General features: G+C 38.0%; 16 protein-coding genes. 6 read left to right on the top strand and 10 right to left on the bottom strand.

The features are described from left to right. Nucleotides 1-43: 43 nt before the first annotated feature. Entirely contained in the window at nt 44-802 is a 759-nt protein-coding gene (locus KHA87_RS15345) for a class I SAM-dependent methyltransferase (protein ID WP_213095015.1), read from the bottom strand. Between the two features lie 283 nt (nt 803-1,085). On the opposite strand from KHA87_RS15345, the gene KHA87_RS15340 reads away from it, so the two are divergent. From KHA87_RS15340 to KHA87_RS15320, 5 genes are read left to right on the top strand one after another with little or no spacing between them, the layout of a single operon-like run. After that, nucleotides 1,086-1,628, top strand: a complete 543-nt coding sequence (locus KHA87_RS15340; protein ID WP_213095014.1) for a helix-turn-helix domain-containing protein — start codon at nt 1,086-1,088, stop codon at nt 1,626-1,628. A gap of 13 nt (nt 1,629-1,641) precedes the next feature. Then, on the top strand, nt 1,642-2,748 hold the full coding sequence (locus KHA87_RS15335) for an ABC transporter ATP-binding protein (RefSeq protein ID WP_213095013.1): 1,107 nt from the start codon (nt 1,642-1,644) through the stop codon (nt 2,746-2,748). Then, on the top strand, nt 2,738-3,538 hold the full coding sequence (locus KHA87_RS15330) for an ABC transporter permease (RefSeq protein ID WP_213095012.1): 801 nt from the start codon (nt 2,738-2,740) through the stop codon (nt 3,536-3,538). The genes KHA87_RS15335 and KHA87_RS15330 overlap by 11 nt, the downstream gene beginning before the upstream one ends. A 1-nt stretch (nt 3,539) precedes the next feature. Then, nucleotides 3,540-4,343 carry an ABC transporter permease gene (locus KHA87_RS15325; RefSeq protein WP_213095011.1) on the top strand — a complete coding sequence of 268 codons (804 nt, stop codon included), beginning with the start codon at nt 3,540-3,542 and terminating at the stop codon, nt 4,341-4,343. After that, a complete protein-coding gene (locus KHA87_RS15320; protein ID WP_213095010.1) occupies nt 4,340-5,413 on the top strand; it encodes an ABC transporter substrate-binding protein in 1,074 nt (357 codons plus the stop codon). The genes KHA87_RS15325 and KHA87_RS15320 overlap by 4 nt, the downstream gene beginning before the upstream one ends. A 64-nt stretch (nt 5,414-5,477) precedes the next feature. On the opposite strand, the gene KHA87_RS15315 is transcribed toward KHA87_RS15320, so the two are convergent. The 7 genes from KHA87_RS15315 to KHA87_RS15285 form a co-directional block, all read right to left on the bottom strand. Next, nucleotides 5,478-5,825, bottom strand: a complete 348-nt coding sequence (locus KHA87_RS15315) for a hypothetical protein (RefSeq protein ID WP_213095009.1) — start codon at nt 5,823-5,825, stop codon at nt 5,478-5,480. 4 nt (nt 5,826-5,829) lie between these two features. Further along, entirely contained in the window at nt 5,830-6,432 is a 603-nt protein-coding gene (locus tag KHA87_RS15310) for a response regulator transcription factor (protein WP_213095008.1), read from the bottom strand. Further along, nucleotides 6,429-7,562, bottom strand: coding sequence for a sensor histidine kinase (locus KHA87_RS15305; RefSeq protein ID WP_213095007.1), 1,134 nt, complete (start codon nt 7,560-7,562; stop codon nt 6,429-6,431). Before KHA87_RS15305 ends, KHA87_RS15310 begins: the two co-directional genes overlap by 4 nt. Nucleotides 7,563-7,569: 7 nt before the next feature. Beyond that, nucleotides 7,570-8,307, bottom strand: coding sequence for an ABC transporter permease (locus KHA87_RS15300; RefSeq protein ID WP_213095006.1), 738 nt, complete (start codon nt 8,305-8,307; stop codon nt 7,570-7,572). 1 nt (nt 8,308) lies between these two features. Further along, a complete protein-coding gene (locus KHA87_RS15295; RefSeq protein ID WP_213095005.1) occupies nt 8,309-9,214 on the bottom strand; it encodes an ABC transporter ATP-binding protein in 906 nt (301 codons plus the stop codon). 97 nt (nt 9,215-9,311) lie between these two features. Then, entirely contained in the window at nt 9,312-10,313 is a 1,002-nt protein-coding gene (locus tag KHA87_RS15290; protein ID WP_213095004.1) for a nuclease-related domain-containing protein, read from the bottom strand. A gap of 975 nt (nt 10,314-11,288) precedes the next feature. Continuing rightward, nucleotides 11,289-12,335, bottom strand: coding sequence for a YeiH family protein (locus KHA87_RS15285; protein ID WP_213095003.1), 1,047 nt, complete (start codon nt 12,333-12,335; stop codon nt 11,289-11,291). A 121-nt stretch (nt 12,336-12,456) separates the two neighbouring features. On the opposite strand from KHA87_RS15285, the gene KHA87_RS15280 reads away from it, so the two are divergent. Continuing rightward, nucleotides 12,457-13,353 (top strand): LysR family transcriptional regulator, encoded by an 897-nt coding sequence (locus KHA87_RS15280; RefSeq protein WP_213095002.1) that lies wholly within the window; start codon nt 12,457-12,459, stop codon nt 13,351-13,353. Nucleotides 13,354-13,402: 49 nt separating this feature from the next. Here the strand turns inward: KHA87_RS15280 and KHA87_RS15275 are convergent, their stop codons facing one another. Beyond that, a complete protein-coding gene (locus KHA87_RS15275; protein WP_213095001.1) occupies nt 13,403-14,386 on the bottom strand; it encodes a ketoacyl-ACP synthase III in 984 nt (327 codons plus the stop codon). Nucleotides 14,387-14,487: 101 nt separating this feature from the next. Continuing rightward, nucleotides 14,488-15,222: a UMP kinase gene (gene pyrH / locus KHA87_RS15270; RefSeq protein ID WP_213095000.1), complete on the bottom strand. Its 735-nt coding sequence runs from the start codon at nt 15,220-15,222 to the stop codon at nt 14,488-14,490. Nucleotides 15,223-15,421 lie beyond the last annotated feature (199 nt).

Genomic DNA, 15,421 nt, shown 5'->3' with positions numbered 1-15,421 from the left:
AATAGGAAGGGGAAAGCAAACTTCCTTATACCGAAGATAGATGTTATTTCACCGCAATAATGAAAAAACGGTGTTCTTTAAAATCAATATATCCATTTTTCTGAATTTCTTCATGGATTTGCAATAGCTTATCATAGTATTTTTGCACGGAAAAGTCAGGGATTTGCCAAGGTATGGCACTTAAATAATAGATTATTGCTCCTACATCATAAAATCTAGTATACGGAAATTGCTCAAAACTCTTTGAAATTTTAAAACCAGCGTTTTTTAATTCATCCACTGCATACTTCATATTCCAATGTGAATAACCATTGTCTGCGTTTGCCCCTAAAGCTTCGTTTAAATCTATATGATCTTTGCCGCCAACTTGTTGGGTAATAAAATGATTGCCGGGCTTTAGTATTCGATATAACTCTGAAACAGAATAAGCCTCGTGCTTATTGATAATCAGATCAAATTGTTCATTATCAAAAGGTAATTGATTATCATCCTTTACTTCTATTACTTTAACCCCTAATGGTTCTAATCGGTTTCTGGCAATCGGAACATTTGGTTCATATGCTTCTGTTGCAAACGTATGGCGTGGAAAGGGTTGTAATTTTGATAAGTATTCCCCTCCGCCTGTTCCCATATCAAGAAGGGTATCTGCCTTTCTGATGCTTGCTAAAATTTTACTTGTATAGTTCCAATTAAGTGGTTCGCTAGCCATTCTTCCAGTATCCGTTAAATAAGAAAAATCCCATCCAGAAAAGGGTTTCTCTGCATCCTTCACAAAAAAATCGAATAGATCCATAGATTTCATGTCAAATCTCCTTTTAATAATTTATTCATCTCCATGTAGTAAGATCGCATTTCTTTTCTATTTATGAATCCATATTCCATAGGTGCTTGATACAGAGTGGTATTCGATAAACAAACGAAAGTTACCTTCCAAAATAAAGAAAAAAAGAATTTCAAAAAATCGATTGTAATTTTAAGATAATTAGTTATAATATCTTATGGTTAATAGTAAACTGAAAGTTTACTATTAATAAACTTTATTGACTCCAAGTTTAGTATAAATAAACATGATGGAAGGTCATAGGATGCAATTTGGTAAAAAAATTCGAAATTTACGTTTAAAAAAAGGGCTGACTCAAGAGGAGCTGGGGGAGCGTACAGATTTAAGCAAGGGATATATTTCCCAAATTGAACGTGATTTAAGCTCGCCATCGATCGATACCTTTTTCAATATTTTAGAAGTTCTAGGGTGTTCACCGAAGCAATTTTTTGACGAAGAAGAAAGAGAACAAAAGGTTGTATACGGAGAAGAAGACCTTACCGATTACATTGATGAGGAACGGGGCTACCATATTCAGTGGCTTGTTCCCGAATCTAATGAGAAGGAAATGGAACCGATTCGGCTTACCTTTCAGGCGTACGGAGAATTCAAGGAATTTGAACCATCTCTTTCTGAAACGTTTGCTTATGTATTAAAAGGGAAGATAAAGGTACAGCTAGGTAGAAAAATGTATTATGCAAAAGCTGGTGAAGTCATTTACTTCCATGCTTCTGATAAGCATCAAATTAGCAATGACTACAATGGAGAGTCTGAGCTGCTTCTTGTAGCAACGGATTCATATTTATAAGGAGGTGTCTTTTATGGCAGAACAAACAATTATTCGTTTTGAAGGTGTGACAAAACAATACGATGATGACCCTGCTGTACTAGATGATGTTAGCTTTGAAATTGAACGGGGTAAATTTTACACGCTGCTTGGTCCTTCAGGCTGCGGAAAGACAACGATTTTAAGATTGATTGCCGGATTTACTCAGCCATCTAAGGGAAATATTTATTTTGATGGGAAAATCATCAATAATTTAGCCGCCAATCAGCGTCAGGTTAATACTGTTTTTCAGGACTACGCCCTTTTTCCTCATTTAAATGTTTTTGAAAATGTCGCCTTTGGATTAAGAATCAAAAAGATGAAAAATAGCGAGATTACGAAGAAGGTCCAGGAGGCACTTCGATTTGTAAACCTGATAGGATATGAAAATCGTGAAATTAGAGAGATGTCCGGTGGGCAAAGACAGCGGGTAGCCATTGCTCGTGCGATCGTAAACGAACCAATGGTCATCTTATTAGATGAACCTTTATCCGCATTGGACTTAAAGCTCAGGACCGAAATGCAGTATGAGTTAAGGGAGCTGCAGCAGCGCCTTGGAATCACCTTTATTTTTGTTACCCATGACCAAGAGGAAGCACTGGCCATGTCTGATGAAATTTTTGTTATTAATAAGGGAAAAATTCAACAGAGCGGGACACCAACAGATATTTATGATGAACCGATTAACCGATTTGTAGCCGATTTTATCGGAGAGTCCAATATTGTTTCCGGTAAAATGATCAAGGATTTCGAAGTGGAATTTGTTGGTAAGAGATTTGACTGTGTCGATCAAGGCTTTACGTCAAATGAAGCGGTAGAGGTTGTTATTCGTCCGGAAGACTTAGAGATTACGAGAAAAGAGCAAGGAAAGCTGCAGGTTCGAGTCGATTCTCAACTGTTCAGAGGTGTACATTACGAAATTTGCTGCTTTGATGAGGCTGGGAATGAATGGCTTGTCCATTCAACGAAAAAAGCAGTAGTAGGGGATGAAATCGGACTAGATTTTGATCCTGAAGCAATTCATGTTATGCGTTTCGGAGAAACAGAGGAAGAGTTTGATAAGCGCCTTGAAGGGTACAATGAGGTTGGCCATGAAAAGTAGGGCTCGTAATATATACCTAATTCCTTATATTTTATGGATTGTGCTTTTTGTTGTTGCTCCAATCGTATTAATTGTATATTACTCGTTTTTTGATATTGAAGGCCATTTTACATTCGAAAATTACAGGCATTTCTTTACGAAAGTATATATGCAAATGACCTTAAGCTCCTTCTGGTATGCATTGCTAATCACAGCCTTTTGTTTGCTGATCTCTTATCCGACTGCGTATTTATTGACAAAAACAAAGCATAAACAGCTTTGGCTGCTATTAATTATTCTACCAACTTGGATTAATTTGCTTTTAAAAGCCTATGCATTTATCGGGATATTCGGAACCTATGGAACAGCTAATTCATTACTAGAGCTTCTGGGTATTGGCGCAAAGCAAATTTTATTTACGGATTTTAGTTTTATTTTTGTTTCGGTATATATCTTTATTCCATTTATGATTTTGCCGATCTTTAACTCTTTAGAAGAAATGAATCCGTCCCTGGTAGATGCGTCAAGGGATCTTGGGGCTTCAGCTTGGACCACATTTAGAAGAGTTATTTTTCCACTGACCATTGATGGAGTGAAATCCGGGTGTCAAGCGGTCTTTATACCAGCACTTTCCCTATTCATGATTACACGATTAATCGCGGGTAACCGAGTTATTACACTAGGAACAGCGATTGAAGAACATTTCCTTGTTACACAGGATTGGGGGATGGGTTCCACCATTGCTGTATTCCTCATCATCCTGATGGCTATTATTATGGCGGTAACAGGTTTACGGAAGCGGGGGATATAAGATGAAAAGTAAAAGAAAGTTATCTAATATTTACTTAGTTATAATTTTTATCATCCTTTACGCACCGATTTTTTATTTAATGTTCTATTCCTTTAATAGCGGTGAAACAATGCACAGTTTTAAAGGATTTACATTAGATTGGTATAAGGAAGTTTTTCAGGATACAAGACTTATTATTATTGTTATTAATACGGTTATCATCGCTCTTTTATCAGCGGCGATTTCGACCATACTAGGTGTAGCAGGAGCTCTTGCTATTTCATATGTAAAAAAGCGGCAAACGAAAAATACATTGTTGACTCTGAATAATGTCTTGATTGTTAGCCCTGATGTTATTATCGGTGCCTCCTTCTTGATTTTATTTACGATTGTCGGCATAAAACTAGGTTTTAGTTCCGTATTGCTTTCTCACATAGCTTTTAGTGTACCGATTGTGGTTATTATGGTGCTTCCAAAACTGCAGGAGATGAGTTCGACGTTAATTGATGCTGCAAGGGATTTAGGAGCTAGCCAATGGCAGGTGTTAACTAAGGTCATATTACCTTTTATTACACCGGGAATTTTTGCAGGCTTTTTTATGGCTCTTACCTATTCGTTAGACGATTTTTCCGTTACCTTTTTCGTAACAGGAAATGGATTTTCAACACTCTCCGTTGAAATTTATTCAAGGGCAAGACAAGGTATCTCCTTATCCATTAATGCACTTTCAACTCTCATCTTCTTGTTTACGATTATTCTTGTAATAGGCTACTACTTTATTAATCAACGGAATAATCGCCAAACTGGAATGGGGGTTAGAAAATGAAATCACTCACTCGGTTTTTTATCATTATTTTTGTTGTTTCATTTGCGCTGATGTTCTTAGTTTCACGTCTGAATGCGACGCAAGGATTTTCAGGTGGAAATACATTAACTATTTATAACTGGGGAGATTATATCGATCCAGCTTTAATTAAGAAATTTGAAAAGCAAACAGGGATAAAGGTTATTTATCAAACTTTTGATTCTAATGAGGCAATGATGACAAAAATATCCCAAGGAGGTACGACCTTTGATGTCGCAGTACCTTCTGAATATGCGATTGATAAAATGAAAAAGGAGCATATGCTGCTTCCAATCGATCATTCCAAGCTGCCAAACTTGAAATATATTGATCCGCATTTTATGAATTTGTCCTTTGACCCGAATAATAAATATTCCGTTCCATATTTCTGGGGAACAGTCGGCCTTGTCTACAACCCATCCATGCTCGGAGGGAAAAAATTAACGAGCTGGAATGACTTATGGGATAAAGATCTTCGTAATCAAATCCTGCTTGTGGATGGTGCCAGGGAAGTAATGGGTATGGGGCTAAACAGCCTTCATTATTCCTTGAACGATACGAACGAGGCGCATCTTCAGCAGGCAAAACGAAAATTAGGCAAATTAACTCCAAATATTAAGGCGATTGTTGGGGATGAGATCAAGATGCTGCTTGCTAATGAGGAAGCTGCTGTTGGTGTCGTTTGGTCCGGTGATGCAGCGGAAATCATGAGTGAAAATGATAAGCTGGATTACGTGGTGCCAAAGGAAGGATCGAATCTTTGGTTTGATAATATGGTTATTCCAAAAACGGCAAAAAATATTGACGGAGCCCATAAATTTATCAACTTTATGCTTGACCCTAAAAACGCCGCAAAAAATGCAGATTATGTAGGGTATTCTACTCCTAATAAAAAAGCAATGGAGTACTTACCAAAGGAAGTAGCTAATGATAAGCGTTTTTACCCTGATTTAACGAAATCAGAGAATCTAGAGGTATATAAAAACCTAGGCAAGAGAATGCTCGCTCATTATAATGAATTGTTTTTAGAATTTAAAATGCATCATAAATAGAAAAGCGTAAGCTCCTTGCAAATCGAAGGCTTACGCTAATCGAATAGAAGAAGACTGATGAGGATTACTCACCAGTCTTCTTTTCTTTTATAAGAACATCATCAAACATTAATCCTTTGATAATTATTACCTCGCTTTTATTATATCCCTTTGCTTTGAAAACAGTTGTTTTAAAACCGAGAAATTTACTGTCACGTGTTTTGCCGATTACTCCATCCGTTTGGAGCTTGCCATCAGTATACTTTTGCAAAAATGCAGCATCTGTTTTGTATACTGCATGATTGTAATAAACCTTTTGTCCCTTAAATGTGTAAATAGGAAGTCTGTCAAACTTAATATATAAAATACTAATTATCAGAATAGGGATTAAAATAATAGAAATAATAGCGATTTTCCACTTGGTTAGCTTCATTATCTCAGATCCACCCTTTTTCCTCTGCAATACTAATGGCTTCAATTCGATTTTTGGCCTCTAGTTTTTGAAAAATTTCCGACATATAGTTGCGGACAGTGCCGGATGAAAGAAATAGAATCGCCGTTATTTCCTTTGTCGATTTTCCTTCAGAAGCTAATTTCAATATTTCCTGTTCCCGAGCAGTTAATGGATTTTCTTCGCGAATAATATCAAACATAAGCTCCTGAGAAAACATTCTCTTTCCTGCGATTACATTCCTAATCGCATCTGCCAATTCATCAATAGAGCCATCCTTTAACAAATAACCGTCAATGCCGATTTTTACGGCGCGTTCAAAATATCCAGGGCGGGCAAAGGTGGTTAATATGATGATTTTTGAGGACAGATGCAAAGTTTTCATTGCCTCTGCAACTTCAAGACCGCTCTTTAATGGCATTTCTATATCCATCAAACAAATGTCGGGTTGAAGCTTGATGATTGATGCTAATGCTTCCTCACCATTTAATGCTTGCCCAACAACCTCCATATCCTCTTCTAAATCAAGAAGAGAACCAAGTGCACCGAGCAGCATTCTTTGATCCTCAGCGATAAAAATGCGAATCAAATGGCAGCACCTTCCTTTTCTTTTTTCTGTACAAGCGGAATAGTGATTTCTAGTGATACTCCATTTAAACTGGTTAAAGACATGGTTCCATCAATAAGTGCTAGCCGTTCTTCCATTCCTTTTATTCCATTTCCTCCTCCAGCTTGATTTGCAAGACCAATTCCATCATCTTTTATCATTATTTTTATATTCTCTGGAGTAGGGGAAATAGTAATAAAACAATTTTTTGATTTGCTATGCTTCACGACATTGGTAGCTGCTTCCTTTAAGCACATACTAATTATATTTTGGGTAAGGAGAGGGACATCCTTCAAGTCGGCATCTCCCTGAAAACGATAGGAAATCCCAGCTGTTTGAAAAGTTTCCTGAATCTCTCTTAATTCCTCCTTCACTCTAATCGCTCTCATTTGAGAAACAATCTCACGGACCTGCTTTAATGCTGCCCGCGATGTTTGCTCTATCTCTTTTGCCTCCATTTGTGCCCGAGCGGGGTCAATTTTAGTTAATTTTCCTACCAGCTGACTCTTTAAAGTAATAAGCGACAAGGTATGACCCAGCGTATCGTGAAGGTCACGAGCTATGCGAACGCGCTCCTCCCGTTTTACAAGCTCTTTAATTTGCTCATTTGCTTGATCCAGCTGTTTTTCCAACTCCATTCTTTTGTTCATGGACCGGACACCGAATGGTGATATCAACATGACAATGAGAAATGGTATAAAATATAAGATGTTTCGCGGCTCCTTAAGTACCCCGGATATAGCAAGAGGGAATGCCTCGACGATGATCAATCCGATTAAGGCAATATTAAATTTCCGTTTGTCGTTATACCAGCCGATAAAATTTGCCGGAAAAAATCCTAAAAATAAATAATTTGGATCGTAGAATAGACTGAAAACTAGGATAATAGCAAGCTCTGTTGCAAGCCAGTATGAATAGCTAGGCTTTTGCATACAGAAATAAAGCTGACGATACGTAATAAAAAATAGCAATAAAAGGCTAGATCCTAGTATCATTTTTAAACCTGATTCGTTTAATAACTCGAATCCGGGGAAAATAAGATAAATAAGGAAAATATACGGGAAAACTCCGAATCTTTCAGGGAAAAATCGGAATTTCTTCAACTTGTGCATTCCTTCATCACACCGCTTCTTGTTTTCTTCTAATATATTTTGATAGTAGCATGAACAAGATTAAATAGGCTATTAAAATCAAAATATTTCTCCACTCAGGTGCGTGACCTTGCACAATCTGCCAAGCTCCATTTCCGAAGTTGTAGGAAGGTAGCCATTCTCCAATAGACTGCATGATTTTCGGCATAATTTCGAGCGGCATCCACATCCCTCCGGCAACGGCCATAGCCATGTAAAGGACATTGCTAACTCCTGCAGCAGTTTCCACTCTTCTCATTAGGCCGATAAGTGTTCCCAATCCAAGAAACGGAATCGAAGCAAGTAAAATCCATAACCCACTGAAAATCCATTGTGTGAAGGACAGGGTGACTCCATTAATAATTGTTCCAGCTGTAAAAATAACTATAATGGAAAATAAATGGATGACCGATTGCCCCATCATTTGTGCAAAAAAGTAAACCGTATCAGATAGAGGGGTTAACCTCATAAAAGTAGCCCAGCCTTGCTGTCGTTCCTGAACCATTCTAATTCCAAGCGTCATAATCGAGGAGCCCATTACACTGAAGGAGGTCATGGACATAAGATAATGGGCTTGCCACTCAGCTCTATCAGGGGCACCTGTATTCACAACCTTTGTAAAAATAAAATAGAATACGATTGGCATTAGTAATGACCAAAAAACAAAATATGGATTTCTCAAAACCCTTAATATCTCCGCTTTACACTGTAAAAGTAAAATTTTCATCCTACATAGCCTCCCGATGATTCTGTGTGAGCTGTTCAAATGCTTCCTCTAATTTTCCATTGTCAATTTGTATTTGACTTGCTCCTACTTTTTCTTCAAAAAGTAAGGCTAAGACAGCATCTGTGTCCTCAGTTTGCACAATCAAACGATTGTTTTTTTGATAAATATGGTTCACCACATCATGTTTAATAAGTTTTTTGATGGACTGCGTTGCATTTTCAGATGTAAAGGAAACCGACTGTTTTGTGAGTTTAGCTTTAATTTCGGCAGGTGTTCCATCCGCAATAATGGATCCATTGTGAAACAACAGTATTCTTTTCGCTATATCATCAGCTTCTTGCAGATAATGTGTGGTAAAAATGATTGTTTTTCCTTTTTGGGCAAGCTCATTAATTGTTTTCCAAAACCGGTTCCTAGAAGTAATATCCATCCCAACTGTAGGTTCATCTAGAATGATTAAATCCGGATTTCCGGATAGGGCAAGTGCAAAACTGAGTCTGCGCTTTTGACCGCCGGATAATTTTTCGGCACGTGTTTTTAAATCTGCTTCTGTTAAACCGGTGAGCTGTATTAACTCATCTAAAGAGAGCGGATTAGGATAATAATTTCGGATTAGCTCCAACAATTCCTTCACCTTTAACCCGTTCATTACACTAACTTCCTGTAGCATCGTTCCGATTTTTTCCCGGACTTTTTTATCGGAAGGAGCTAATTGAAATAAATTTATTTCTCCTTCGGACGGGTGCAACAGCCCCAATAACATAGAAATGGTCGTTGTTTTACCTGCACCATTTGGTCCGAGTATTGCGACCACTTCGCCTTTTTCGATGCTAAAAGAAACATTACTCACAGCTTTTTTATCATGGAATGTTTTCGATACATTTTGGACATTTACAATTTCGTTCATATTCCCGACACCTCCATTGCTTATGAGTTTATTTTATTCTTCATAGTAGTCCGTGATTAGTAAGAGATGTCATGAATGTCAGGTGACAAATGTCATGTTATAGGATTTTTTTTATTTGTAGGTTATTAAAGTACCAGTTGGTGGAAGGGGGGGAATAGACATTTTTATTTCCCTTTTTAGTTGATAATAAATTTGTTTTGGATAGTAAATAGTCTGCGGTTTTTCGATCTGAAAGAAGGGTATACTCTCTAAATTCTTTATTTGTTAATTTTGGCCCGAAAAGAAGGAAATAATCTAAAATTGTTTGCTCGTGGGCTATTTTAGAATAGAACTGACAGCGTTGACAATACCATGTTCCGTGTTTTCGTTGCATTATGGATGGACAGGTGGAGCATTTTACACCAGCGATTAAATCGGTTTTAGCTATTCCTAGTTTTTTAAGAATATCAAGCTCCGGTTGTAAATGTTTTTGGAGCAGCATTTTAGATAATGATTTTAACTGATTGGAATTCATGCATTCCTTATTGTATTTCTGTTTTATGTTAACAATTTTATGAATAGCACTTTCAGCTTGAAGAACTTTATCGTAAATGGATGAATCGTTATTTGTGGATTTTATAATGGAGGTGGGAAAGGCGATAGAAACAAAGTATTCAATAGGAATTGGCCCGAATTTATTATACGACAACCATTTTTGGAGAAGTAAACGGTGACGTGCTGCCTGCAAAATGGGGTTTGGAAATCCTTCCTCCTTTTCGTTGTATATCCGTAAGCATTGCTCGGAATTGGAGTCGAAAATTAGAGTTCCCGCAATATTCTTTGATTCGATAATAAGCAAGAAATAGGGTGATATCAATAAACAATCAATCTGGAAATTTATATTATTTACACTTAGCCGAAGATCGAGGAGAATTTGGTACTCATCTTCTGGTAGAAAATTTAAATGATAACGTAAATTTTTTTCTCCACGGTAACCGGCTAACAATTTAGCAAAATCACTTTCTATCTTATTCCTTTGAGGATGGTTTACCTGGAGACGATTCAATAAAGCTTGGTAATGGAGAATTTCCATAGGTACCGATAATTCTTTTACAAACAATTATTATCCCTCCTTATTTACTATTAACTTCCTTAAAAGATGATGATAATCCTGCTTAAATATGGTGAATTTTTATGATGTAACCTGTTTGTTTAAAAAAGGGAGTAGTAGATTTAGATGGGAAAAGCCGAAACTATGAGTAAACTGCCGAAAAGATGAGGTGGAACGCCGAAAAAAGGGATTAGAACGCCGAAAAGAGAGGAGAAAACGCCGAAAACAAGGAGTAGAATGCCGAAAAAGATGAGGTAAGCCGAAATCTTGGTTAAACTCGCCAAAAAAATGAGGTGGAACGCCGAAAAGAGAGGAGAAAATGCCGAAAACAAGGAATGGAATGCCGAAAAAGATGTGGTAAGCCGAAATTTTGGTTAAACTCGCCAAAAAAATGAGGTGGAACGCCGAAAAGAGAGGAGAAAACGCCGAAAACAAGGAGTGGAATGCCGAAAAAGATGTGATAAGCCGAAATTTTGGTTAAACTCGCCAAAAAAATGAGGTGAAATGCCGAAAAGAGAGGAGAAAACGCCGAAAACAAGGAGTGGAATGCCGAAAAAGATGTGATAAGCCGAAATTTTAGATAAACTCGCCAAAAAAATGAGGTGGAACGCCGAAAAGAGAGGAGAAAACGCCGAAAACAAGGAGTGGAATGCCGAAAAAGATGAGGTAAGCCGAAATTTTGGTTAAACTCGCCAAAAAAATGAGGTGGAACGCCGAAAAGAGAGGAGAAAACGCCGAAAACAAGGAGTGGAATGCCGAAAAAGATGAGATAAGCCGAAATTTTGGTTAAACTCGCAAAAAAATGAGGTGGAACGCCGAAAAGAGAGGAGAAAACGCCAAAAACGAGGTGAAGAACGCCGAAAAGGAAAGGAAGAGCTAAACCTCCGGAAAACTCGCCAAAAAAAGAAGTACCCCCCTATACTGTGAAGATCCAAAAAACAAAAAAAACCGATACCCACGCCGCCACGTGAATATCAGTCTATTCTACAAAGCTACCAAATACGTAACCACAGACAACACGATCGACGTAATCACCATCGCGATTAGCGGCTTTAACGCTTTAGTTCGCAAATCCTTCAGACTAACATTAAGGCCGAGTCCCACCATTGCCGCAGTTAGCAACCAGGTAGTTGCGGTGGAAACCCCATTCAGGACACCCGCAGAAACCGGAATGGAATGACCAAACACATAACTTCCTAAAATGCTCAAAATAATAAATCCAACTAAGAACCAAGGGAATTCAATTTTCGCATCCCCTTCACTGTCATCATTATTTTTTCGTTTCATCCAATACATGAAGATGAAACATAATGGGACAAGTAAAAATACACGGCCTAATTTTGCTAGTAAACCAATTGCAAGTGCATCTTGACCACCAGGTGCAGCAGCTAAGGCTACCTGTGCAATTTCGTGTAAGCTCATTCCGGTCCATGAACCGTATTCAACTGGACTAAGAGGAAGGAACGGCCGTAGGATGGTATATACAATAGCAAAAACGGTACCAACTAGGGCGATAATTCCTACCCCAATCGCAGTATCCTCATCCTTTGATTTTACAATTGGAGCAACTGCCGCAATCGCAGCGGCACCACAGACTCCTGTTCCGACTCCAAGTAAAATGGAAATCATCTTATCTGCTTTCAACATTTTTGCAAACCAAATAGTAAAAAGAATCGCAAATGTAATGACGCATGCATCGCGAAGTAATAGTCCTAAACCGTCATGCAGAACAACATCAATATTAAGCTTCAATCCATATAAAATAATAGCTGCTCGTAAAAGTCTTTTGGAGGAAAAGGTGATTCCTTTTCGAATGATTTCCGGATATCCAAAAAACTGTCTGTAAATAATAGCGATAATAATGGAGCAGGCTAACTGCCCAATGTGGTCAAATCCAGGAACCTTTGCCAAAAAATATCCCAGAAGAGCAATAAAAAAGGTAAAGGCAACACCGCTGATCCATAATCCAAAACCGGAGGAGCTTTTTTTCTGCGGCTCTGCAGGCAATATTCGAGCTTGTTCTGAACTCATGTTATCATCTCCCATTTCCCTTAAACTATTATAAGAATATAACAGTTTTATTGATAAGAAAAATAAATCATTATGATAGTAATCATAAGTAAAATAGTATAATAAAAAGGAGGTGATGGGAATGGACCAATACTTGCAAGTATTTGTTACTGTAGTGGAAAAAGGTAATTTTTCAAGAGCAGCTGAGGAGCTTCATATGACCCAACCAGCTGTCAGCCAATATATTCAGACGCTAGAACGGACGATTGGTGCACGACTTTTAGAACGAACGAATAAATACGTACGCTTGAATAAAGCGGGAAATGCTGTTTACCATCATGCGAAGGAAATATTGGGGTTATATACGAGAATGCAAAGAATTGTTGATGACCTTACCAATAAAGCAAGCGGTGTGCTGACGATTGGTTCCAGTTATACATTTGGCGAATATGTTTTGCCGCATATTATGGCTCAATTGCAGAGAAGCTATCCGGATATTGATCCGACTATCGTTATAGCTAATACGAAGGAAATTGCTGAGCTGGTTGCGAATCATCAGTTGGATGTTGGTATTGTGGAAGGACATTTGAAGGAAAAAAATTTAATCGTGGAGCAGCTTGCCAAAGATTCAATGTTCATTGTCACTTCTGTACATCATCCTTTAGGAAAAAAAGAAGAGGTAAGCTTCCAGGATATTGCAAAGGAAACATGGATTGTGCGTGAATCAGGTTCGGGTACCAGGGAAGCACAGGAGGCAATGTTTCAAAAGTTTAACATCTCCCCAAGTAAATTAATGGAGTTTGGCAGTACACAGCTAATTAAAGAATCCGTAGAAGCGGGGCTTGGAATTAGTCTGCTTTCTAATTGGACCATACAGAAGGAACTACAGCTGAAATCGTTAAAAATTCTAGAAATTAAAGGTCTACCCATTACTCGTGAATTTTCAGTCATTATCCGAACCCCTTTTCAGACAAAGGCATTGGAAGTATTCATTGAACTGTTAAGAGAAAACAAGTTTATTCCTTGGCAAAAAAAATAAGAGGTGCCGCACAAAATACGTACAGCACTTCTTTACTTTTTCATGGCCCTTAACCCAAGTCCCAACGAATAATATGTCCCGCATGTGTCAAGCCACCGCCAAATCCATATACCATCATCAAATCCCCATTTTTAACTTTTCCATTCTCTATACCTAGTCGTATAGCGAGGGGAATGGTTACAGATGAAGTATTGCCCATATATTCAGCGCTCGTTAAGGTTTTATCCAGTGATATTCCGGAACGCTCGCAAATGGATTCAATCATTCTAAGATTGGCGCTATGTGGAACGAACCAGTCAATTGCATCAAGATGTAACTTTGCTTTTTTCAAAAGCGCCTCGATAGAAGGAGGGAGTGTTCTGGATACCCACTTATACACTTCACGACCGTTTTGTACGATATTCCCATCTGCTTTTAAAGGAATACCTCCCATTGTATCTGTTAAATTGGTCCGATAAACATGAATTCCCCCTTCCCCATTTGTCCCCATATGGGTAGCGAGGAAGCTCGGATTTTCTTCATCCTTTTCCACCATAACTGCAGCTGCACCGTCACCGAAAAGAATACAAGTGGAGCGGTCTGTATAATCGGTTACTTTTGTTAAGGTTTCTGTTGTGACAACTAGTACCTTTTGATGTACCCCGGAAGTGATAAAGCTGTTAGCGATGTGCAAAGCATAGGTAAAACCGGCACAGGTGGCGTTTATATCAAAAGCACCGGTGCAGGGAATCTGAAAGTGATTTTGAATTTGACATGCTACACTCGGAAAAGCATAATCCGGTGTGGTGGTGGAGACGACAATACAGTCAATATCTGTTAAGTCCTTACCATATGTTTCTTTCATTTTTTCAATCGCTTTAAATGCAAGTGTGGAGGAAAATTCATCATCACCGGCCATTCTTCTTTCCCTCATGCCTGTTCTTTGGACGATCCATTCATCGTTTGTATCAACCATTTTCTCTAAATCCTTATTACGTAATCTTTTTTGTGGAACATAAGTACCAATTGCCGTAATCCGAGCTGTTGAGTACATGAAATTTCACCATCCTTATAATTGTTAGTTGATAATATTATCTAATATTAGTACCAGGTAATAATTATGTCAATAAAAAAAGATCTGTATAAGCTACAGATCTATTTTAAAATAGATTTTCCATCAGTAACTAATGTTCCCATCTGCTCGTTCATACAGATTTTCTTCATCACACCAATTTCATTGAAGTTAAATATATGGGCAGGTAAGTGATGATCGCGCGCAAGTATCAATGCAGACTGATCCATCACTTTTAAATTCTTCTTCACAGCATCATCATAGTTGAGCTGTTTATACATTTTGGCATCCGGATCAAGCTTTGGATCACTAGTGAAGACGCCATCCACTCCTTGCTTTGCAACAAGGATTGCCTCACAATTTGTTTCTAGAGCTCGTTGAACGCTTGGATAATCGGTGGTTACATAGGGCTGCCCATTTCCGCCTGCAAAAATCACTATATATCCTTTATCTAAGTGATTCATTGCCTTTAAGCGAATATATGGCTCTGCAACGGTAGTTACAGGGATGGATGTCATAACTCGAACCTCTTTATCCATTTTGCTTTTTAGAACTCCTCGTAACATTAAACTATTTATGATCGTTCCTAGTGTACCAATATTATCTGCCTCTACACGGTCAATTCCCCACTCATCCGCAAGCCTTCCCCTGAAGATATTTCCTCCGCCGACAACGATGGAGACCTGAACTCCCAGTTGGACAATAGATATAATCTCATTAGCAATATGTTCTAAACGACTCGATTCAAAATTATTCCCGTTTTGATCAGCAAGTGCACCCCCGCTAAGCTTTAATAAAACCCTTTGATACTTTAGCAAAAAATCTCCTCCTTAATATGAGCAAACACATCGATGCCTTTTGTAGATTGTGATAAATCTAATACTGTCTTCATTTCTGGTAACATTTTCTTTAGAGGTAAAAAATCCAAGGCAAATAAAAAGGAGCAATGGCTAATGCCTTGCTCCTAAAAATGATAAAAAGGAATGGATTTTGAAAATGAAAATAAATATTTCGTTT

It is taken from the genome of Bacillus sp. FJAT-49736, from assembly GCF_018343615.1.
Taxonomy (GTDB): domain Bacteria; phylum Bacillota; class Bacilli; order Bacillales; family Bacillaceae_C; genus Margalitia.
The sequence above is the reverse complement of the archived record's forward strand: the minus strand, read 5'-3'. Positions and strand labels throughout refer to the sequence as shown.